This is a genomic window from Roseixanthobacter psychrophilus, assembly GCF_043195195.1.
In the GTDB taxonomy this organism is placed as follows: domain Bacteria; phylum Pseudomonadota; class Alphaproteobacteria; order Rhizobiales; family Xanthobacteraceae; genus NCEH01.
The window spans coordinates 48,612-65,935 of record NZ_JBAFWT010000014.1 but is presented as its reverse complement, the minus strand read 5'-3'; the positions used below and the strand labels follow the sequence as shown (position 1 = coordinate 65,935).

The following is a 17,324-nucleotide window of genomic DNA, read 5'->3' as shown; positions in this document are numbered from 1 at the left end:
ACCGCTATTGGAGCGGCGCCTCGCCGTCTCCCGGCATGCGGGCCAGCATCATCTGGGTGATGGCAACCAGCATTTCCGCCCGCGCCTTGAGATCCTTGGCTTCGAGAAGCGCCTGCTTCTCCAACGCGCCATAGGGCGACATGACGGAGAGCGCATTCACCAGCGTCTCGGTGCCCGCCTGCTGAATCCCGTCCCAGTCCGCCTCAAGCTGGTTCGCCTCCAAGAACGCTGCGAGGGCGGAAAGCAGGGCCGTGCGGTCGACCTCGTCCTCGCCCGCGCTTTCCTGAAAATCGCTGGCGAAGCCGCTGGCGTCGATGACGATCTGTCGATAGGGCGTCTCGACCGCCAGTTCCTCTCCCACCTTGAAGCGGCAAATGCCGGACAAGGTGATGAGATAGCGTCCGTCGCCAGTCTCGCCGAACTGAGTGATGCGGCCGACGCAACCCACCTGGAACAGGGCGGGTCCGTTGGCGCCTTCCGGCTTGCTCTCGTCGGGCTGGACCATGGCGATCAGCCGCTCGCCGGCCAGCGCATCATCGATCATTTCGAGATAGCGCGGCTCGAAGATGTTCAGCGGCAGCTCGGCGCGCGGCAGCAGCAGCGCCCCCGACAGGGGGAACACCGGAAGCGTTGCCGGCAGATCCGCAGGCGAATGATACGAACGATGCTTGGCCACGCGCGTCCCTTAAGCGAAAAGAATCGCTGAAAGCTTCCTGCGGCCGGATACCGTCAGCGGATCGGTCGGTCCCCAGGCCTCGAAGAATTGCACCAACTGCTTGCGCGCCCCATCCTCATTCCAGGCGCGGTCGCGCTTGACGATATCCAGCAGATGCACCAGCGCCTGCTCGCGCAGGCCCTTGGCATTGAGCGCGACGGCAAGATCGAAGCGCGCCTGGTGATCGTCCGGATCGGCGGCCACCTTGGCCTCCAGCGGCGCGGCATCGCCCAGCGATGCAGCCTGCTCGGCCAATTCAAGGGCCGCCCGCGCGGCAGTGATGGCGCCATCGGTCTGCTTGGCGGCCGGCACGCTTTCAAGCGTCGTCTTGGCTTCTTCCAAAGCACCCGCGAGGACCTGCGCGCGCACGAAGCCGCCGAGCGCCTTCAGGTTTTCCGGATCTTCGGAGAGGATATGGGCGAACACTTCCGCCGCGCCCGCCGCGTCGCCTTCGGCCAGCGCCGCCTCACCGGCGGCGAGCAGCTCGGCCGCATCGGGATTCACTGCCCCGCCCAGCAGGCGCTCGACGAAGGACTGCACCTGCCCTTCCGGCAGCGCACCCATGAAACCGTCCACCGGCTGGCCGTTCACGAACGCATAGACGGTGGGAATCGACTGGATGCCGAGCTTCCCGGCGACGGCCGGATGGTCGTCGATGTTCATCTTGACCAGCTTGACCTTGCCCTTGGTGGCCTTGACCGTCTTTTCGATCACCGGGCCAAGGGTTTTGCACGGGCCGCACCAGGGCGCCCAGAAATCCACCAGCACCGGGCGGCGCTTGGATTCCTCGATCACGTCGGCCATGAAGGTCTGGGTGGTGGTCTCGGTCACCAGATCGTCGGCTGCGCCCGCCCCACCTTGGACCGTGCCATTGGCCGCGCCTGCTTGATTGAACAGCATGTGCCTGTCCTCGAAAAACTCGTATGGTCACGCTCCGCCCTTAGATGGGCGCTCTTCCACGCGACGCAATCGCCATGAGCAGAGCTTCTAGCCGCAAATGCTGCGCGCCGCCATGCTTGCCCCCGCCAAATTGAGGGACAGGTCCATCCTCACGGCAGGAGATCATTGGTTGTGGATCATCGCCCGCGCAAGCGCAGATCAATGCCTGAACGCCTTGCCCTCGCGCCATGCTGCGGGCAGGCTGTTTGACCGTGGCCTCCAGGATTGGCAAACCGCCGCATAATGAAATTCACGCGCCTGCGGCTCGTCGGGTTCAAGACCTTCGTCGAGCCCTCCGACATGTTGATCGAGCCCGGGCTCACCGGGGTGGTGGGGCCGAACGGCTGCGGCAAGTCGAATCTCGTGGAAGCGATGCGCTGGGTGATGGGCGAAAGCTCCCATAAGGCGTTTCGCGCCAACGACATGGACGATGTTATCTTCTCCGGCACCACGGGCCGTCCGGCGCGTAATACGGCTGAGGTGGTGCTGCATCTCGACAATAGCGACCGCACAGCGCCGGCCGGCTTCAACGATGCCGACCATCTGGAAGTGGTACGCAAGATCGAGCGCGGCGCAGGCTCCCAATACCGAATCAACGGCCGCGACGTGCGCGCGCGCGACGTGCATCTGCTGTTTGCTGACGCCTCCACCGGCTCGCGCTCGCCCGCCTTGGTGCGGCAAGGACAGATCGGCGAGATCGTCGGCGCCAAGCCCGCCGCGCGCCGCCGCATCCTGGAGGAAGCCGCTGGCGTCGCCGGTCTGCACGCGCGCCGGCACGAGGCCGAGGTGCGCCTCAAGGCCGCTGAGCAGAATTTGCTACGCCTGGACGACGTCATCACCCAGATGTCCACCCAGGTGGAGAGCCTGCGCCGCCAGTCCAAGCAGGCGGTGCGCTATCGGATCGTGGCCGAGGAGATTCGCCGCAATGAGGCGACCTTGCTCTGGCTGCGCTGGAGCGAGGTGGTGCGCACGCTTGCGGAAGGGGAGCGCGCGCTTGAAGCGGCCGTGCGCGAAAGCGCCGAGCGCACGCGGGCCCAGGCGGAAGCCGCCCGCCTCCAGGCCATCGCGGCCCACGAACTGCCGCCCCTGCGCCAGGCCGATGCCCAGGCCGCCGCCGCCTTGCAGCGCCTGACGCTGGCGCTCGGCGAACTCGACAAGGAGGAGAGCCGGGTCGCGACCCGCCGGCAAGATCTGGAGCGGCGTCTCGCCCAGTTGACGCAGGACATGGGGCGCGAAGATGCCCTCTCGGCCGACGCCTCCGGCGTGCTGGAGCGCCTCGCGGAGGAAGCCGCTTTGCTGAGCGACGAGCAGGCAGACGCGGTGATGCAGGAGAGCGAGGCCGCCGAGGCCTTGGCGGAGGCCGAGGCGCGCCTTGCCGAAGCGGAAGACATGCTGGAAACTCAAACCGCCAGCTTCGCGGACCTCGGCGCCCGTCGCACGGCGCTGGACAATAGCCTGCGGGATATTCGCGCGCGGCTTCTGCGCAATGCGGCCGAGCGGGCTTCCGTCGACGCGGAGGAGCAGCGGTTGATGCGCGAATCGGGCGCCGACCAGCTCGATGCCCGACGGGAAGACGCCCTGATCGCCCGCGACCGGCTGGAGGCCGCGGAGGACTCCACCCTGGAAGCGGAGGCCGAACAGGCCGACGCCCGGCGCGCGCTCGATTCCCTTCGGCCCGGTGTCGCTGAGGCGGAACGAACCTTCGGCCGGCTCGATGCCGAGGCACGGACGCTGGAAAAGCTGTTGCAATCCTCCGATTCTCGCTTCCCGCCGGTGGCCGATCTGCTGCGCGTGGACAAGGGCTATGAAATCGCGCTCGGCGCGGCGCTGGGTGATGATCTCGACCTGCCCGTGGCCGCCGAAGCCGCCGCCCGCTGGGCCGGGGCGGATTTCGACGCGCTCGACCCTGCCTTGCCGGCTGCGACGCACGCGCTCTCGACCCATGTGTCGGGCGCCCCAGCCTTGGCGCGCCGCCTCGCCCAAGTCGGAATTGTGGCCCGCGAGGATGGGCCACAGGTGCAAAAGACGCTGCGGCCGGGCCAGCGGCTGGTTTCGCTTCAGGGCGATCTCTGGCGCTGGGACGGCGTGGTCGCCGCCGCCGATGCCCCGACCGCCGCCGCGCGCCGGCTCGCCGAGCGCAACCGCCTCGCCGATCTCACGGGCGAAGTCGAGGCGGCCCGCATCGCACTCGACACCGCCCGCGCCGCCCTGTCCGCCCAGGAAACACGCCTGAAGGCCGCCGCAGCCCAGGAGGCTCAGGCGCGCGAGGCGCGGCGTCACGCCCAGCGTGCCGCGGAACTTGCCCGCGAGGCCTCGGCCGCCGCCGAGCGCAAGGCCGCCCAGCATATGGCCCGGCTTTCGGCGCTGGCCGAGGCACGCACCCGCATCGCTGCCGCCCGCGTGGAGATGGAAGACGCCCAGAGCCGCGCGGAAGCGGATGTGGCCGCCCTCGATTCGCCCGCCCTCGTGGAGGCAGCGCTGGCCCAGGCACGGGCCCAGGCTGCCCAGGCGCGGGCGGCACTCGCCGAAACCCGGGCGGCCCATGCAGCCTTGCAGCGCGAGCGCGCCGCCCGGGTGCGCCGGCTTGAAGCCATCGCCGCCGAGGAACGCTCCTGGCACCAGCGCGCAGGCGGGGCAGGTGAGCGCATCGCCGCGCTGCAGGCCCGCCACAGGGAGGCCCAGGAGGCGCTGGAGCAGACGGAAGAAGCCCCCGCGCAGCTCGGGCATCAGCGCCGCATGCTGATGAGCGAGTTGGAAAAGGCGGAAGCCGCCCGGCGTGCCGCCGCGGACCGGCTGGTGGAGGGCGAGGCCGCACTGGTGGCGGCAGATCGCGCCGCCCGCGACACGCTTGAGGCCATGTCTGCCGCGCGCGAGGAAAATGCCCGCGCCGAGGCCCGGCTTGAGGCCCTGCGTCAGCGTCGCGACGATCTCATGCGGGAAATCGCCGACGCGCTCGAAGGCCCGCCGGAGACTGCCCGCGTTCAATCCGGATTGGAACTCGGCGCCCCCCTGCCCGACCTTGCCGGCATCGAGGCCGCACTTGAACGCGTGCGCCGCGACCGCGAGCGGCTCGGCGCGGTGAATTTGCGCGCCGAGGTGGAGCTTGAGGAAGCCGAGAGCCAGCATGGCAATCTTGCAGGCGAGCGCGACGATCTGATCGAAGCGATCAAGCGGCTGCGCGCCGGCATCCAGAGCCTGAACCGCGAGGCCCGCGAACGCCTGCAAGCTTCGTTCACGGTGGTGGACGGGCATTTCCGCAAATTATTCGACACGCTGTTCGGCGGCGGCGAGGCCCAATTGGTGCTGACCGATGCCGAGGATCCGCTGGAAGCGGGGCTCGACATCATCGCCAAGCCGCCCGGCAAGAAGCCGCAGACCCTCTCCCTGCTCTCGGGCGGCGAGCAGGCGCTGACCGCGATGGCCTTGATCTTCGCCGTGTTTTTGACGAATCCCGCGCCCATCTGCGTGCTCGACGAGGTGGATGCGCCACTGGACGATGCCAATGTGGAGCGATTCTGCGCGTTGATGGACGAAATGACGCGCCTTACCGACACGCGTTTTCTCGTCATCACCCACAATCCCATTTCCATGGCGCACATGGATCGATTATTCGGGGTCACAATGGCGGAACGCGGCGTCTCGCGGCTGGTTTCGGTCGATCTTCAGGCGGCCGAACGGTTACGCGAGGTGAGCTAAACGCCCCGGCCACGATGTCGCACAACGATTTTTCGTCATAAAACTCAAACACTTATGCATCTGCAGCAGCGCCTTGACACCCCATTTTGGCGCAACTATGGTGCCGCGCGGTTTCGGAGCTGAGATCGTTCGATCCTTCTTCCTTCGAAGCCGGAGTTTTCAGCATGCCGGACGGTTCGGGCTCCGATCATCGGACACCTGACGGGCGACCTGGAAAGCAGGCGAATGAAGGAGCGGATTCCGCTCTCTCGGACCGCCTTCAGCGGCTCAATGCCGCGCTTGACAAGGCTCGGCCGAAAGACCAATCGCAGCCGGCGGGTCCTCGCAACGATACGTCCACATCCTCTGGAATGGCCATGGCCTTCCGTCTGGGATCGGAATTCGTTGCCGGGGTCCTGGTGGGGGCACTCATCGGCTGGGGCATCGACAACGTCTTCGACGTCGCGCCCTGGGGGATGATCGTTTTCACTTTGGTCGGGTTCGGCGCAGGCGTGATGAACATGCTGCGTGCGGCGGGCGAGACCGGAAAGAAAAGCGGCCCAAAGGCGTAAGCCCGAGGGGTCGCATCGTTTTTCGCGGCGCAAGCCGTTCGTTTGGCACGGCTCTCGCGAGCCGCTTGAGACAGAGGCGAGTCGGATGAACATTGATCCGATCCACCAGTTTGAAGTGCAACGTTACGCGGACCTGCTGAGGGTCAGCGGCGTCTCGTTCTCCTTCACCAACGCCTCCGTTTTCATGATCGGGATCGTCGGGGCGATCTTCCTGTTCCTCACTTTCGCGACGCGCGGCCGCACCCTGGTGCCGGGCCGCATGCAGTCGGTGGCGGAAATGTCCTACGAATTCATCGCCAAGATGGTTCGAGACTCCGCCGGCAACGAAGGCATGGTGTTCTTCCCGCTCGTGTTCTCGCTGTTCATGTTCGTGTTCGTGGCGAACGTGATCGGCCTCGTGCCCTACACCTTCACCATCACCGCCCACATCATCGTCACCGCCGCCCTGGCGCTGCTGGTCATCGGCACCGTGGTGGTCTACGGCTTCTGGCGCCACGGCACACACTTCCTGCACCTGTTCGTGCCGTCGGGCGTGCCCAGCTTCCTGCTGCCCTTCGTGGTGCTGATCGAGGTGGTGTCCTTCCTCTCGCGCCCCATCAGCCTATCGCTGCGTCTGTTCGCCAACATGCTGGCCGGCCATATCGCGCTGAAGGTGTTCGCCTTCTTCGTCGTCGGCCTCAGTTCAGCGGGCATCGCCGGCATGTTCGGCGCGACGCTGCCCTTCTTCATGATCGTGGCACTGACCGCGCTCGAGCTTCTGGTCGCGGTGCTGCAGGCCTATGTGTTTGCGGTTCTCACCTCGATCTATCTCAACGATGCGGTCCATCCCGGGCACTGATCGCCGGGCCGCCATCCTCGCCTCAATACCACTCAAGCGTGTTTTTCAAGGAGCAGAACAATGGAAGCGGATGCTGCAAAGTTCCTGGGCGCCGGTATCGCCTGCCTGGGCATGGGCCTGGCCGGCATTGGCGTCGGTAACATTTTCGGAAACTTCCTCTCCGGCGCCCTGCGCAACCCCTCGGCCGCCGACGGCCAGTTTGCCCGCGCCTTTATCGGCGCCGCGCTCGCGGAAGGTCTCGGCATCTTCTCGCTGGTCGTCGCGCTGGTTCTGCTCTTCGTCGCCTGATCGGCTGCAAAAGACAGGCGGCTTCGGGCCTTCGCCCGGAGCCTGATGGACAAGAAACGGGCGGGCGAGCCATGACCAAGACATGGAAGCTGACGGTTGCAGCCGCGCTGATGGGACTAGCCCTTGCGGCTGCTCCGGCGGTGGCATCGGACAGCGCTAAACCTTCGTCCGGCCCGGCCGGAGCTGTTGTCGCGCAGCAGGATCATGGCGCCTCAACCGGCGCCCATGTGGCCGAAGCGGTCAGCGAAGCGGCGCACGGCGGCGAGCACAAGGGTGGGTTCCCGCCCTTCAATCCCGCCACCTTCGGCTCGCAGCTGATCTGGCTGGCGGTGAGCTTCGGCGCGCTCTATTTCCTCATGAGCCGGGTCACATTGCCCCGGATCGGCCGGATTCTGGAAGAACGCCACGATCGGATCGCCCGCGATCTCGCCGAGGCCTCCCAGCGCCGCGCGGAGAGCGAAGCGGCGCAGATCGCCTATGAGAAGGCGCTCACGGAAGCGCGCGGCAAGGCGAACGCCATCGCTGGCGAAGCCCGCAACCGCCTGAACGCCGAGACCGAGACCAACCGCAAGAGCCTGGAAGCAGCCCTTTCGGTGAAGCTCGACGAGGCAGAGACCCGCATCTCCGCGACCAAGTCCGGTGCCCTGTCCCACGTCCGCGGCATTGCGGTCGATGCGGCACAGACCATCGTGACCACGCTGGTCGGCACCACGCCGGGCCAGCAGGACACCGAGAGCGCGGTGGATCAGGTGCTCAGCCGCAAGGCCGCCGCCTGACACTGGGATAGCAGCATCAATCCCCCGCCAAGGCCGCGCGCCGCAACGGGGATTTCATCGAGAAGACGGGCGATCGAGGACTGCCATGAACGAGATGCAACTCGCGGAGCTTTGGGTCGCCATTGCCTTCGTCGTTTTCGTGGCGATCCTGCTTTACGCCGGTGTCCACCGCACCATCGCCGGCGCCCTCGACAGCCGTGGCGCCCGCATCGCCGCGGAACTGGATGAAGCCCGGCGGCTGAAGGAAGAAGCCCAGAAGCTGGTGGCGGAGTACAAGCGCAAGCAGCGTGAGGCGGAAGCGGAAGCCGAATCCATCGTCACCGCCGCCAAGGCCGAAGCCGAGCGCCTCGCCGCCGAGACCAAGGCGAAGCTGGAAGATTTCATCGCCCGCCGCACCCGCATGGCGGAAGAGAAGATCGCACAGGCGGAGAGCCAGGCGGTCGCCGACGTCAAGGCTTTCGCGGCCGATGCCGCGGTCAAGGCCGCCGAGCACCTGCTCACCGGCAGCGTCACCGGGAATTTGGCCGAGCGCCTGATCGGCGGCGCCATTGCCGATGTAAAAGCCAAGTTGAACTGATCTTTCGGCACCGACAGCCGATGCGAACGGCCGCCCCGAACGGGGCGGCCGTTTTGCTTGGCGGCCGTGTTCGACGGTAGACATGACCCATGGTCTTGAAACAGCCGCCCTCCTGGGTCAATGCTGGCGCATGACACGTTCACGGCCGCTCTTCGCGCCCCTGCTCTGCCTGCTGCTGCTGGGCCTACCCACCCTCGCCGCCGCGCAGGATCTGCGTCCGCCGGGTGCCATTCCGGGCGCCGGAGGCGGTGGTTCGCAGCCGTTCAATCTGTTCGGCGGCTGGTTCGCACCGCCGCGCCAGACCGTCCCGGTGCAACCGCCCGCGCCCAAGCGCGTGGCCCCTCCGGAACCGGAGGGCGTCGTCCATGCCTCGCGCGCCGATGCGGTAGAGGGCAAGAAGCAGCCCGCCACCAAATTCGTCCTGGTGCTGGGCGATCGCCTCGCCGCCCAGCTCGCACAGGGCCTCGCCGATACCTACGTGCCCGAGCGCAACAGCCCCGCCGTCATCGGCATCACCGACGACGACAGCGGCTTCCTGGCCCCGACCACCCCAGGCGGGACCGACTGGCTGACGAAGGGTCCAGACGCCATCGGAGCGGCCAGCCCCAACGGCGTCGTGATCGCCCTCGGCTCCAACGACCTGCAACCCATCAGCGAGGGTGAGACCAAGCTGGAGCCTCTGACCGACCGCTGGCAGGAGCTTTACGCCAAACGGGTCGCCGACGTGATCGCCGCCCTGCGCGCGCGCACCGGTAACATCATCCTGGTTGGCATCGCACCGGTGCAGAATGCGGCTCTGTCGGCCGATTACGAGCGGCTGAACGACGTGCTGCGCGCCCAGGCCCTGCGGGCGGGCATCGTGTTTGCCCCGGTGTGGGACGGCTTCGTGGACGAAGACGGAAAATATGCCGCCTCGGGCGCAGCGGTGGACGGGCAGCGCCGACGCCTGCGGTTCAACGACGGCGTGCGGTTCACGCGAGCGGGCGCGCGCAAGCTTGCCTTTTTCACCCAGAAGGATCTCACGCGCTTCCTCTCCGAAGCGCCCCGGCCAGAGGAACTCCCGCCGGACGAACGCGACGGCACGAAGGCGCCGCTTTCACTTAATGATATCGCGCGCGGTGCCAGCACGTTGGCCGGCGGCCCCCAGCCCACAAACCCGGTCGCAACCCCTGTGAAACTGCAGCCGAACGATTCCGCACGGGCGCTTCTGGAAGGAAGCCCGGCGCCGGTTGTACCCGGACGGGCCGACGATTATTCCTGGCCGCCCACGGTCGCTCCGTCAGCCACTTCGGCCGATCGCCCCGCGTCGACGCCCGCATCGGCCCCCTGAGCGGACGACATCACATGAAACGGCGCACCCTCGCGGATGCGCCGCCGAGCGTCCGGCACTGCCGGAGCGCCAACCGAACCCTTATCGTCAGGCCGCCTTCGCCTCGATGGCCTGAGCGGCATTGGCCGCGGCGCCGGAGCTGATCGCAATGGTCCGCGGCTTCTTCGCCTCGGGAATGTTGCGCACCAGCTCGACGTGCAGCAGCCCGTTCTCCAAGCTCGCGCCCTTTACCTCCACATGCTCGGCCAACTGGAACCTGCGTTCGAAGGCACGCGCGGCGATCCCGCGATACAGGATCTGCGCATTCTCCGAAGGGCGTTCCGCGGCTTTCTCACCACGCAGGGAAAGGACGTTCTCGTTCACCTCAATGGCCAGCTCGGCCGGGGTGAAACCCGCCACCGCCACCGTGATTCGATAGTCGTTTTCACCGGTCCGCTCGATATTATAGGGCGGATAGGTGGGAGCTGCCTCAACCCCGCCGACGGAATCGAGTAGGGAAAACACCCGGTCGAAGCCAACGGTGTTGCGGTAGAGTGGAGCAAGATCAAGACGCATGGCATATCCTCCTCAAGCGACATGCAAGGGCCCGCCGAAGCCGGGCCCGGCCAACGCGCCGTCAACATGACCGGCGCTGCCATCGATGTGGGAACGGCAATTTTTTCCGTCAAGGGGCCCGGCGTTACGTGGCGATGAACATCGGCTGAACGAAATTGTCGGCGGCTGTTCACCCCATTTGATCTACAATGAGCAGTCGGAATGGGGCGCCGACCCAAAATCACGCACTCTCGCCAGGAGATTTGCGGATGTGGTTGCCTTTTGCCGTCGCCTTTGCCGCCCTGCTCGTGAGCGGCGTCCTCACGAGCGGCCACGCTCAAGTGGTGGGCTTAACCTTGGGCGCCCCCTTCCGTGAAGGATCCGCTGTAAGCGCGACGAGCGCGCCCGCTTATGCGCCATACCTTGCACCCGCACCACAGCACCGCGCACCGGCGAATGTGGACGCCATCCTGGACCAGCTTCGCGCGCGCGGCTTTTCCCATTTTTCCGGCGTTCAACGGAAGGGCGGCAGCATCATCTGCGAGGCGACCGGGCCGCGACGGGAACGCGTTCGTCTTGTGGTGGACGCGGCGACCGGAGACATCAGCGGCGTGGCTGTCATCGGCTTCGGCGACAAGCGCTATTAAGCGCGCGTTGTCGCCGTCGCAGGGAGCGTGTATCGCACACGGGCGCCCGGCATTTGCGACCGCCCTCCCCAGATGGCCCGCCGATTCGCGGCGCAAAACTCATGAACATTTCTCGGGCCGGCGCGCGTCATGACCCTTTTCGCCATAGCTTCGAACCCGGTTCCCGAAGGCGCCGTAAGCGGGCATCTCACAACCGATGACGCGATTCGCATCCGCTTCGCCCGCTGGCCGGCCCTTGAGGGCACGCAGCGGCGGGGGACGGTGACCCTGCTGTCCGGGCGCACCGAGTTCATCGAGAAATATTTCGAAGTGGTGCGCGAATTGCGGGCCCGCGGCTTCGCCGTGGCGATCCTCGACTGGCGCGGACAGGGTGGCTCCGAGCGGCTGCTGCGCAATCCCCGCAAGGGTCATGTGGCAAGCTTTGCCGATTACCAGCGCGACCTGGCGGTGTTCGCCCGCGAAGTGCTGCTGCCCGATTGTCCGGCCCCTCACTTCGCCTTGGCGCACTCCATGGGCGGCGCGATCTTTCTGGAGACGGTCCTCGCCGGCCACCGCTGGTTTGACCGCGCGGTGCTGACCGCACCGATGGTGGACCTGCAAGTGTCGCGCTTTGCCCCGGTTCTGTACCCGACAGCAAAAATCCTGGCCAACCTCGGCTTCGGCGGGGCTTTCGTGCCCGGCGGCAGCAGCAAGGCGGCCTCCGCGCGGGCATTTGACGGCAATCCCGTCACCTCCGATCCGGCGCGCTACGCCCGCACGGCACAGATTGTGGACGCGCACCCTGAGCTCGGCCTCGGGGGACCCACCATCGGCTGGGTGAACGCTGCCTTCGCCTGCATGCAGCATCTCATGGCGCCAGAGACGGTGCGCCTCATTCGCCAGCCGCTCCTGATGGTGGCGGCCGGGGCGGACACGGTCGTGTCCAGTGCCGCAATCGAGCACATGGCCGCGCGGCTGATCGCCGGAGCCCAAGTCGTCGTGCCGGCCAGCCGGCACGAAATCCTGATGGAGCGCGATATCTTCCGCGCGCAGTTCTGGGCCGCCTTCGATGCCTTTATTCCGGGCACGGCGTCCTATTGAGGAGCGCGCCTATCCGTTCAGGACCGCCAGGGCTTGAGCGTGCACGGCAGCACTGCCCGCGGCGACCACGCGGCCCCCGGCTGCCGGCGAGCCACCTTCCCAATTGGTGACGATGCCGCCCGCGCCCTCGATGATGGGAATGAGCGCGATCACGTCATGATCCTGGAGGCCGGTCTCGATGACGAGATCCACAAGGCCCGCCGCGACCATGCAATAGGCATAGCAATCCCCGCCATAGCGGGAGAGCCGCACCCGGGCTTCCACCAGCTCGAAGGCGGCGCGGTCATCGGCATTCATCAGGCGCGGGCTGGTCGTGAAAAGCACCGCATCCTCCAGCCGCTTGCAGTCGCGGGCCGTGAGCACGCGCGCTCCGGCGGGCCCCTGATAATGGGCCGAGGCGCCATCGCCGAAGAAGCGTTCCTGGATGAACGGCTGATGCATCATCCCATAGACCGGCGCGCCGTTCTTCAGCAGGCCGATGAGGGTGCCCCAGGCCGGCAGACCGGAGATGAAGGACTTGGTGCCGTCAATGGGATCGAGCGCCCAGACATAACAGGCGTCCGTGCGTTCGTTGGCGAATTCCTCGCCGATGATTCCGTGGGCCGGGAAATGCTGGTTGATGAGGCGGCGCATCACCTGCTCGGCGGCGCGGTCCGCTTCGGTGACCGGATCAAAGGCCTGGCCGCCGCTCTTGTCCTCGACGCCGATGGCGGTGCGGAAAAACGGCAGGATGGCCCGCCCCGACTCCGTGGCGAGTTGATGAACGAACGCATCAAGGGCGACGGCGGTCATGGGCGGCTCTCCAAGGGGCGCGCCCTGCTTAGAGCAACTCGTGCCAAGGGAGAAGGCATGTTCGACGCTGGAGTGCCGTGCGGCTCAAGCTGACGGCGGCGCGACTGATTGAAAGGATTTGAAAGTGCCGCCTGCCGAACCGAACGCGTAGCGATGAATTCCGCGCCACCTTTGGCGATCCATCGGCACTTCCCTTAAGCGAAGGACCGACAACATATTGCAAATAAAAGAAAGTTTATAATCTATGCACGCTCAAAATATGAGCATGAAGCCGACTTGATGCCACCGGGGAAGGGGCTCATATTGATGCGGCGCGGTATTGCTTGCTGCGATGCCGCTGCCCTCCTTGGGCGTTTCCTCCCTAGACTTGGGCCGCTCCGAAATTCGTGAGCGGCCCCTTTCTTTTTGCGGCCTTTGCGGCCGTCTTCTCCCCTCACACTACCGGCCCAGCGGCCGTCAGAGCCCGACCCAATTGCGGGCGGCGTTTGGCGCCGCCTCACCGATTTGAACTGTGGCCAAAATCACACGCGTGCGCCGCACGAAGCGGAATCCGATAGGCATTTTAAGGATTGAGTCGATTTTCTCGCCCTTTTATGGGGAAAAAACCCGCCATCTCGCGCCATGTACCTACAAAAACTCTCCGTATTTCAAATACTTAGCCTGGTATACAAGAGTGCGACAAACCACCACTTGATTTTTGGCAGCGCAATGGGCTATTGCTGCATTGCGACATGGCGATTGGCGTCGCTGTGTCGCTGCCCTCCTTGGGCGTTTCCTCCCTAGACTTGGGCCGTTCGCTCTGCGGGCGGCCCCTTTCTTTTTTGGGCCTGCTGCATCGAGGCAACGGCCCATCCGGAGCCATTCCTTTCGGAAATCGCCCCGTGCGCAAATTCGTATATCTGCCATTCAAAAAACGCAAGGCACCTTTTTTATGCCTTATTCAGCCGCAGCCGCCCGTGGCGGCATGAGGGCCTCCGCCGTGCGCGCGACCGCCCCCTGCATCGCGGCGCAAAGGTCTGATCGCACACGATAAAAATTTTGGCCGCGCTGATAATTCGTCTCGTCCATGTAGAGTCCGCGGTTGATTTCGATCTGCACGGCATGCAGGCCTGCCGACGGATTCCCATAGTGTTCGGTGATATAGCCACCCGCATAGGGCTTGTTTCGGACCACCGCATACCCACGCGACGCCAGTTCCTGCTCGAGCGCATCGGTCACGATCCCCGCGCAGCTCGTGGCATAGCGGTCGCCCAGGACGATATCGGCGCGCGCACCCTCTTCCCGGCCTGGGCCTGAGGGCATGGAATGGCAATCCACCAGCACCACCGCCCCGAAGCTGCGATGGGTGCGGGTGATGAGCCGCCGCAGGGCCTGATGATAGGGCTTGTAGAAGGTCTCGATGCGCTCCAGGCCCTCGCTCACTGTGAGGCGGCGATGGTAGATATCCTGCGCCTCGCCCACCACGCGGGCGATGGTGCCGAGCCCGCCGGACACCCGCAGCGACCGTGTGTTGGCGAACGCCGGCAGCCGCCCCTCGAACATGCGCGGGTCAAGCTCGTAGGGCTCGCGGTTGAGATCGAGGAAGGCGCGGGGAAACAGCGCCCGCATCAGCGGCAGCCCGCTTGAGACCACGTCCGCGAACAATTCGTCCACGAAGCTGTCCTCCGAGCGCCGCAAGGTATCGAAATCCAGCCGCGTCTGCTCCATGAAGGTGCGGGGATAGATTCGCCCGCTATGGGGCGAATTGAACACGAACGGCGCCGTGATCGCCTCGGGAAGCAGAATGTCGAAGGCTGGGTCGATGGTGTCGGCGAGGCAGGCTGTCATCGCGGGCCCAAATGATCGATAGGTGAGCCGACGGCCCGGTTCATGATGCCTGGAGCGACACCGTTTTGGGAAGAGGCGAGAAGGTTCACTTCGAATTTACCCGAATGCGCGAAACAAGCCATGGACGCTGCAGCCAGCACGCCGACGGCGCAGCACATGTAACAAGGGGACGAAGGCGTGTCGAAGATCCTGCTCGCCGAAGACGACAACGATATGCGCCGCTTCCTCGTGAAGGCGCTCCAGAATGCGGGCTACCAGGTGGCCTCGTTCGACAACGGCCGTTCGGCGTATGAGCGCATGCGGGAGGAGCCGTTTGAACTGCTGCTGACCGACATCGTCATGCCCGAGATGGACGGCATCGAGCTGGCCCGGCGCGCCACCGAGCTCGATCCCGACCTCAAGGTCATGTTCATCACCGGATTCGCCGCCGTTGCGCTGAACGCCGATGTGGAGGCGCCGCGTGAGGCCAAGGTGCTCTCCAAGCCGTTTCATCTGCGCGATCTGGTGTTCGAAGTGGGAAAGATGCTCGCCGCCGCGTGAGGCGGGGGATATCGTGGCTTGACCGCCTTGCATCCCCCCAGGCTTGCCGATATAGAGGCCTCCTTCCGACGGATGGGCGCGTAGCTCAGCGGGAGAGCATCACGTTGACATCGTGAGGGTCACAGGTTCGATCCCTGTCGCGCCCACCATCCGTACCCCTTCACCCGGCGCCTTTTATGCTCCGGCGGGGCGACTCCTCCCTTCCGAACTTGGCTCTTCGCGCTCGGCTTTGCGTCCGGCCGGCGCGGTCGTTTGCGCGCCACTGCGAACCGGCGAAGACGCTTTCCCCCCGAACGAAGAACCGTTCTAACCTGTTGCCTGGACGCATTTCTTCACATGATGCTGTGTCCCCTCCGCGCGAAAATGCTCTAGGAGAGAGGCGCCGGCCCGCGCGCGGGCCGGCAGCAGAAGCAGGAGACGCCCATGTACATCGCGATGAACCGCTTCAAGGTGAAGCAGGGATCGGAGGCCGAGTTCGAGCGCGTCTGGCGCGAGCGCGACAGCTATCTCGCCACCGTGCCCGGCTTCGTGACCTTCAACCTGCTGAAGGGGCCGCAGAAAGACGACTACACTCTCTACGCCTCCCACACCCATTGGGCATCGAAGGCGGACTTCGAGGGGTGGACGCGCTCGGAGGCCTTCCGCGCCGCCCATCAGAGCGCCGGCACCAACAAGGTGAATTACATCGGCCCGCCCGAATTCGAGGGCTTCGAATCCGTACTTGCCCTGCCGCCGAACGCGGCCTGAGCTTCGGCGGCAGGGCGGCGCGCCAGCGCAATGGTGAACGCAGCCGCCGCTTGGCGCGGCTGCGTTTCGCATTGACCTTGGGACCGCAAAGCCTCATCTCGCCTCGCAAGAGGAGAGACCATGACCCCGTCCCCCGCGCCCTCGGCCGCTTCCTTCGGCGATAAGAGCCATTTCCCCAAAGACCATCCCGCCGTGTCTTACGGGCGGATCGGGGTGCTGCTGGTCAATCTCGGCACGCCGGAGGCGACCGATTATTGGTCTATGCGCGCTTATCTCAAGGAGTTCCTCTGGGACAAGCGGGTCATCGAGGTGAACCGTGCCCTGTGGTGGTTCATCCTGAATGCCATCGTGCTCACCAAGCGCCCGGGTCCCAAGGGCAAGGATTATGAGAGCATCTGGAACAAGGAGCGCAACGAAGGTCCGCTGAAGACCATCACCCGCTCCCAGGCCGAGAAGCTCGCCGAGAGCCTCAAGGATACCGATGGGCGCGTCGTGGTGGACTGGGCCATGCGCTACGGCAAGCCGCCCATCGGAGAGCGCATCGAGGCGCTTCAGAAGGCCGGATGCGAGCGCATTCTGCTGGTGCCGCTCTATCCCCAATATGCCGCCGCTACCACCGCCACCGTGTGCGACAAGGCGTTCGACAAGTTGAAGACCATGCGCTGGCAGCCGATCCTGCGCGTCGCCCCACCCTGGCACGACGATCCGGTCTATATCGACGCCGCCTGCACCGCGCTGGAGCAGCACCTGGCGGCGCTGGATTTCGAGCCGGAGGTGATCCTCGCCTCGTTCCACGGCGTGCCGAAATCCTATCTGCTGAAGGGCGATCCCTATCATTGCCAGTGCGTGAAGACCGCCCGCCTGATGCGCGACCGGCTCGGCTTCTCGCCGGAGAAGTTCCGCCTCACCTTCCAGTCCCGCTTCGGCAATGAGGAATGGCTCCAGCCCTATACCGACAAGACGGTGGAAGCCCTGGCGAAGAGCGGCGTGAAGCGGCTTGCCGTCGTCAATCCCGGGTTCACTGCCGATTGCCTGGAGACGCTGGAGGAGATCGGCGTCGAAAATGCCGAGATCTTCACGCACAACGGCGGCGAGAAATTCGCCGCCATCCCGTGCCTGAACGACAGCACCGAGGGCATGCGGGTGATCGAGGCGGTGGTGCGACGCGAGCTGTCCGGCTGGATCGCAGCCTGAGCGCACACGCCTCGCCGAGCTTGCCCCATGATGGGACAGGAGGTGCCGCCCCTTGCGAACACGCAGGGAACGAACCGGGCGCGAATCGCTGCTTTCGGGAAAACGCGCTTCGTTCTCCCTCCCCCGCCCCCCTCCTCTGCCCAGTCCCGCTGCGGGACGGCCACGCCGGGACGTCCGAACGGTTGAGGAACGAACCGCGTCCGAATCGCGGCACCGGCTGGATCGTCCTTTGTTCTCAGTGTCACTACCGCGC

General features: G+C 65.8%; 17 protein-coding genes and 1 tRNA gene. 13 read left to right on the top strand and 5 right to left on the bottom strand.

Annotated features, from left to right (window positions below):
* Nucleotides 1–4: 4 nt before the first annotated feature.
* Together V5F77_RS14295 and trxA are read right to left on the bottom strand one after the other, a co-directional pair.
* Nucleotides 5–676: an LON peptidase substrate-binding domain-containing protein gene (locus V5F77_RS14295; RefSeq protein ID WP_429006028.1), complete on the bottom strand. Its 672-nt coding sequence runs from the start codon at nt 674–676 to the stop codon at nt 5–7.
* A 9-nt stretch (nt 677–685) separates the two neighbouring features.
* Nucleotides 686–1,615: a thioredoxin gene (gene trxA / locus V5F77_RS14290; RefSeq protein ID WP_429006027.1), complete on the bottom strand. Its 930-nt coding sequence runs from the start codon at nt 1,613–1,615 to the stop codon at nt 686–688.
* 282 nt (nt 1,616–1,897) lie between these two features.
* On the opposite strand from trxA, the gene smc reads away from it, so the two are divergent.
* The 7 genes from smc (at nt 1,898) to V5F77_RS14255 (ending at nt 9,710) form a co-directional block, all read left to right on the top strand.
* Nucleotides 1,898–5,350 (top strand): chromosome segregation protein SMC, encoded by a 3,453-nt coding sequence (gene smc / locus V5F77_RS14285; protein ID WP_429006026.1) that lies wholly within the window; start codon nt 1,898–1,900, stop codon nt 5,348–5,350.
* A gap of 356 nt (nt 5,351–5,706) precedes the next feature.
* On the top strand, nt 5,707–5,901 hold the full coding sequence (locus V5F77_RS14280; protein ID WP_429006025.1) for an AtpZ/AtpI family protein: 195 nt from the start codon (nt 5,707–5,709) through the stop codon (nt 5,899–5,901).
* Between the two features lie 85 nt (nt 5,902–5,986).
* Nucleotides 5,987–6,739, top strand: coding sequence for a F0F1 ATP synthase subunit A (locus V5F77_RS14275; RefSeq protein ID WP_429006024.1), 753 nt, complete (start codon nt 5,987–5,989; stop codon nt 6,737–6,739).
* 60 nt (nt 6,740–6,799) lie between these two features.
* Nucleotides 6,800–7,027 (top strand): F0F1 ATP synthase subunit C, encoded by a 228-nt coding sequence (locus V5F77_RS14270; RefSeq protein ID WP_348844428.1) that lies wholly within the window; start codon nt 6,800–6,802, stop codon nt 7,025–7,027.
* A 71-nt stretch (nt 7,028–7,098) separates the two neighbouring features.
* Complete coding sequence (locus V5F77_RS14265) at nt 7,099–7,803, top strand: F0F1 ATP synthase subunit B (protein WP_429006023.1); 705 nt, start codon at nt 7,099–7,101, stop codon at nt 7,801–7,803.
* An 85-nt stretch (nt 7,804–7,888) separates the two neighbouring features.
* Nucleotides 7,889–8,380 (top strand): F0F1 ATP synthase subunit B family protein, encoded by a 492-nt coding sequence (locus tag V5F77_RS14260; RefSeq protein WP_429006022.1) that lies wholly within the window; start codon nt 7,889–7,891, stop codon nt 8,378–8,380.
* 130 nt (nt 8,381–8,510) lie between these two features.
* On the top strand, nt 8,511–9,710 hold the full coding sequence (locus tag V5F77_RS14255) for an SGNH/GDSL hydrolase family protein (protein WP_429006021.1): 1,200 nt from the start codon (nt 8,511–8,513) through the stop codon (nt 9,708–9,710).
* An 87-nt stretch (nt 9,711–9,797) separates the two neighbouring features.
* Here the strand turns inward: V5F77_RS14255 and V5F77_RS14250 are convergent, their stop codons facing one another.
* A complete protein-coding gene (locus tag V5F77_RS14250; protein WP_429006020.1) occupies nt 9,798–10,265 on the bottom strand; it encodes an Hsp20 family protein in 468 nt (155 codons plus the stop codon).
* Nucleotides 10,266–10,513: 248 nt separating this feature from the next.
* On the opposite strand from V5F77_RS14250, the gene V5F77_RS14245 reads away from it, so the two are divergent.
* Nucleotides 10,514–10,891: a hypothetical protein gene (locus tag V5F77_RS14245; protein ID WP_429006019.1), complete on the top strand. Its 378-nt coding sequence runs from the start codon at nt 10,514–10,516 to the stop codon at nt 10,889–10,891.
* A 129-nt stretch (nt 10,892–11,020) separates the two neighbouring features.
* Complete coding sequence (locus V5F77_RS14240) at nt 11,021–11,971, top strand: alpha/beta fold hydrolase (RefSeq protein ID WP_429006018.1); 951 nt, start codon at nt 11,021–11,023, stop codon at nt 11,969–11,971.
* 9 nt (nt 11,972–11,980) lie between these two features.
* Here the strand turns inward: V5F77_RS14240 and hisN are convergent, their stop codons facing one another.
* Nucleotides 11,981–12,763 carry a histidinol-phosphatase gene (gene hisN, locus V5F77_RS14235; RefSeq protein WP_429006017.1) on the bottom strand — a complete coding sequence of 261 codons (783 nt, stop codon included), beginning with the start codon at nt 12,761–12,763 and terminating at the stop codon, nt 11,981–11,983.
* A gap of 936 nt (nt 12,764–13,699) precedes the next feature.
* Nucleotides 13,700–14,590 carry an N-formylglutamate amidohydrolase gene (locus tag V5F77_RS14230; protein ID WP_429006016.1) on the bottom strand — a complete coding sequence of 297 codons (891 nt, stop codon included), beginning with the start codon at nt 14,588–14,590 and terminating at the stop codon, nt 13,700–13,702.
* A 177-nt stretch (nt 14,591–14,767) separates the two neighbouring features.
* Here V5F77_RS14230 and cpdR point away from each other — a divergent pair, with 177 nt between their 5' ends.
* The 4 genes from cpdR (at nt 14,768) to hemH (ending at nt 17,071) form a co-directional block, all read left to right on the top strand.
* Nucleotides 14,768–15,130 carry a cell cycle two-component system response regulator CpdR gene (gene cpdR, locus V5F77_RS14225; protein WP_348844419.1) on the top strand — a complete coding sequence of 121 codons (363 nt, stop codon included), beginning with the start codon at nt 14,768–14,770 and terminating at the stop codon, nt 15,128–15,130.
* A 74-nt stretch (nt 15,131–15,204) separates the two neighbouring features.
* Nucleotides 15,205–15,279 (top strand) — tRNA-Val (locus V5F77_RS14220).
* A gap of 274 nt (nt 15,280–15,553) precedes the next feature.
* The gene (locus tag V5F77_RS14215) at nt 15,554–15,877 is read left to right on the top strand and encodes an antibiotic biosynthesis monooxygenase family protein (RefSeq protein WP_429006015.1); all 324 of its coding nucleotides are present in this window, start codon (nt 15,554–15,556) and stop codon (nt 15,875–15,877) included.
* Between the two features lie 120 nt (nt 15,878–15,997).
* Entirely contained in the window at nt 15,998–17,071 is a 1,074-nt protein-coding gene (hemH, locus tag V5F77_RS14210) for a ferrochelatase (protein WP_429006014.1), read from the top strand.
* The last annotated feature ends 253 nt before the right edge of the window (nt 17,072–17,324 follow it).

Bases quoted from the DNA above. Each gene is read 5' to 3' on its own strand.
- trxA (WP_429006027.1), bottom strand. From the start codon at position 1,615: ATGCTGTTCAATCAAGCAGGCGCGGCCAATGGCACGGTCCAAGGTGGG.
- smc (WP_429006026.1), top strand. From the start codon at position 1,898: ATGAAATTCACGCGCCTGCGGCTCGTCGGGTTCAAGACCTTCGTCGAG.
- V5F77_RS14280 (WP_429006025.1), top strand. From the start codon at position 5,707: ATGGCCTTCCGTCTGGGATCGGAATTCGTTGCCGGGGTCCTGGTGGGG.
- V5F77_RS14275 (WP_429006024.1), top strand. From the start codon at position 5,987: ATGAACATTGATCCGATCCACCAGTTTGAAGTGCAACGTTACGCGGAC.
- V5F77_RS14270 (WP_348844428.1), top strand. From the start codon at position 6,800: ATGGAAGCGGATGCTGCAAAGTTCCTGGGCGCCGGTATCGCCTGCCTG.
- V5F77_RS14265 (WP_429006023.1), top strand. From the start codon at position 7,099: ATGACCAAGACATGGAAGCTGACGGTTGCAGCCGCGCTGATGGGACTA.
- V5F77_RS14260 (WP_429006022.1), top strand. From the start codon at position 7,889: ATGAACGAGATGCAACTCGCGGAGCTTTGGGTCGCCATTGCCTTCGTC.
- V5F77_RS14255 (WP_429006021.1), top strand. From the start codon at position 8,511: ATGACACGTTCACGGCCGCTCTTCGCGCCCCTGCTCTGCCTGCTGCTG.
- V5F77_RS14250 (WP_429006020.1), bottom strand. From the start codon at position 10,265: ATGCGTCTTGATCTTGCTCCACTCTACCGCAACACCGTTGGCTTCGAC.
- V5F77_RS14245 (WP_429006019.1), top strand. From the start codon at position 10,514: ATGTGGTTGCCTTTTGCCGTCGCCTTTGCCGCCCTGCTCGTGAGCGGC.
- V5F77_RS14240 (WP_429006018.1), top strand. From the start codon at position 11,021: ATGACCCTTTTCGCCATAGCTTCGAACCCGGTTCCCGAAGGCGCCGTA.
- hisN (WP_429006017.1), bottom strand. From the start codon at position 12,763: ATGACCGCCGTCGCCCTTGATGCGTTCGTTCATCAACTCGCCACGGAG.
- V5F77_RS14230 (WP_429006016.1), bottom strand. From the start codon at position 14,590: ATGACAGCCTGCCTCGCCGACACCATCGACCCAGCCTTCGACATTCTG.
- V5F77_RS14215 (WP_429006015.1), top strand. From the start codon at position 15,554: ATGTACATCGCGATGAACCGCTTCAAGGTGAAGCAGGGATCGGAGGCC.
- hemH (WP_429006014.1), top strand. From the start codon at position 15,998: ATGACCCCGTCCCCCGCGCCCTCGGCCGCTTCCTTCGGCGATAAGAGC.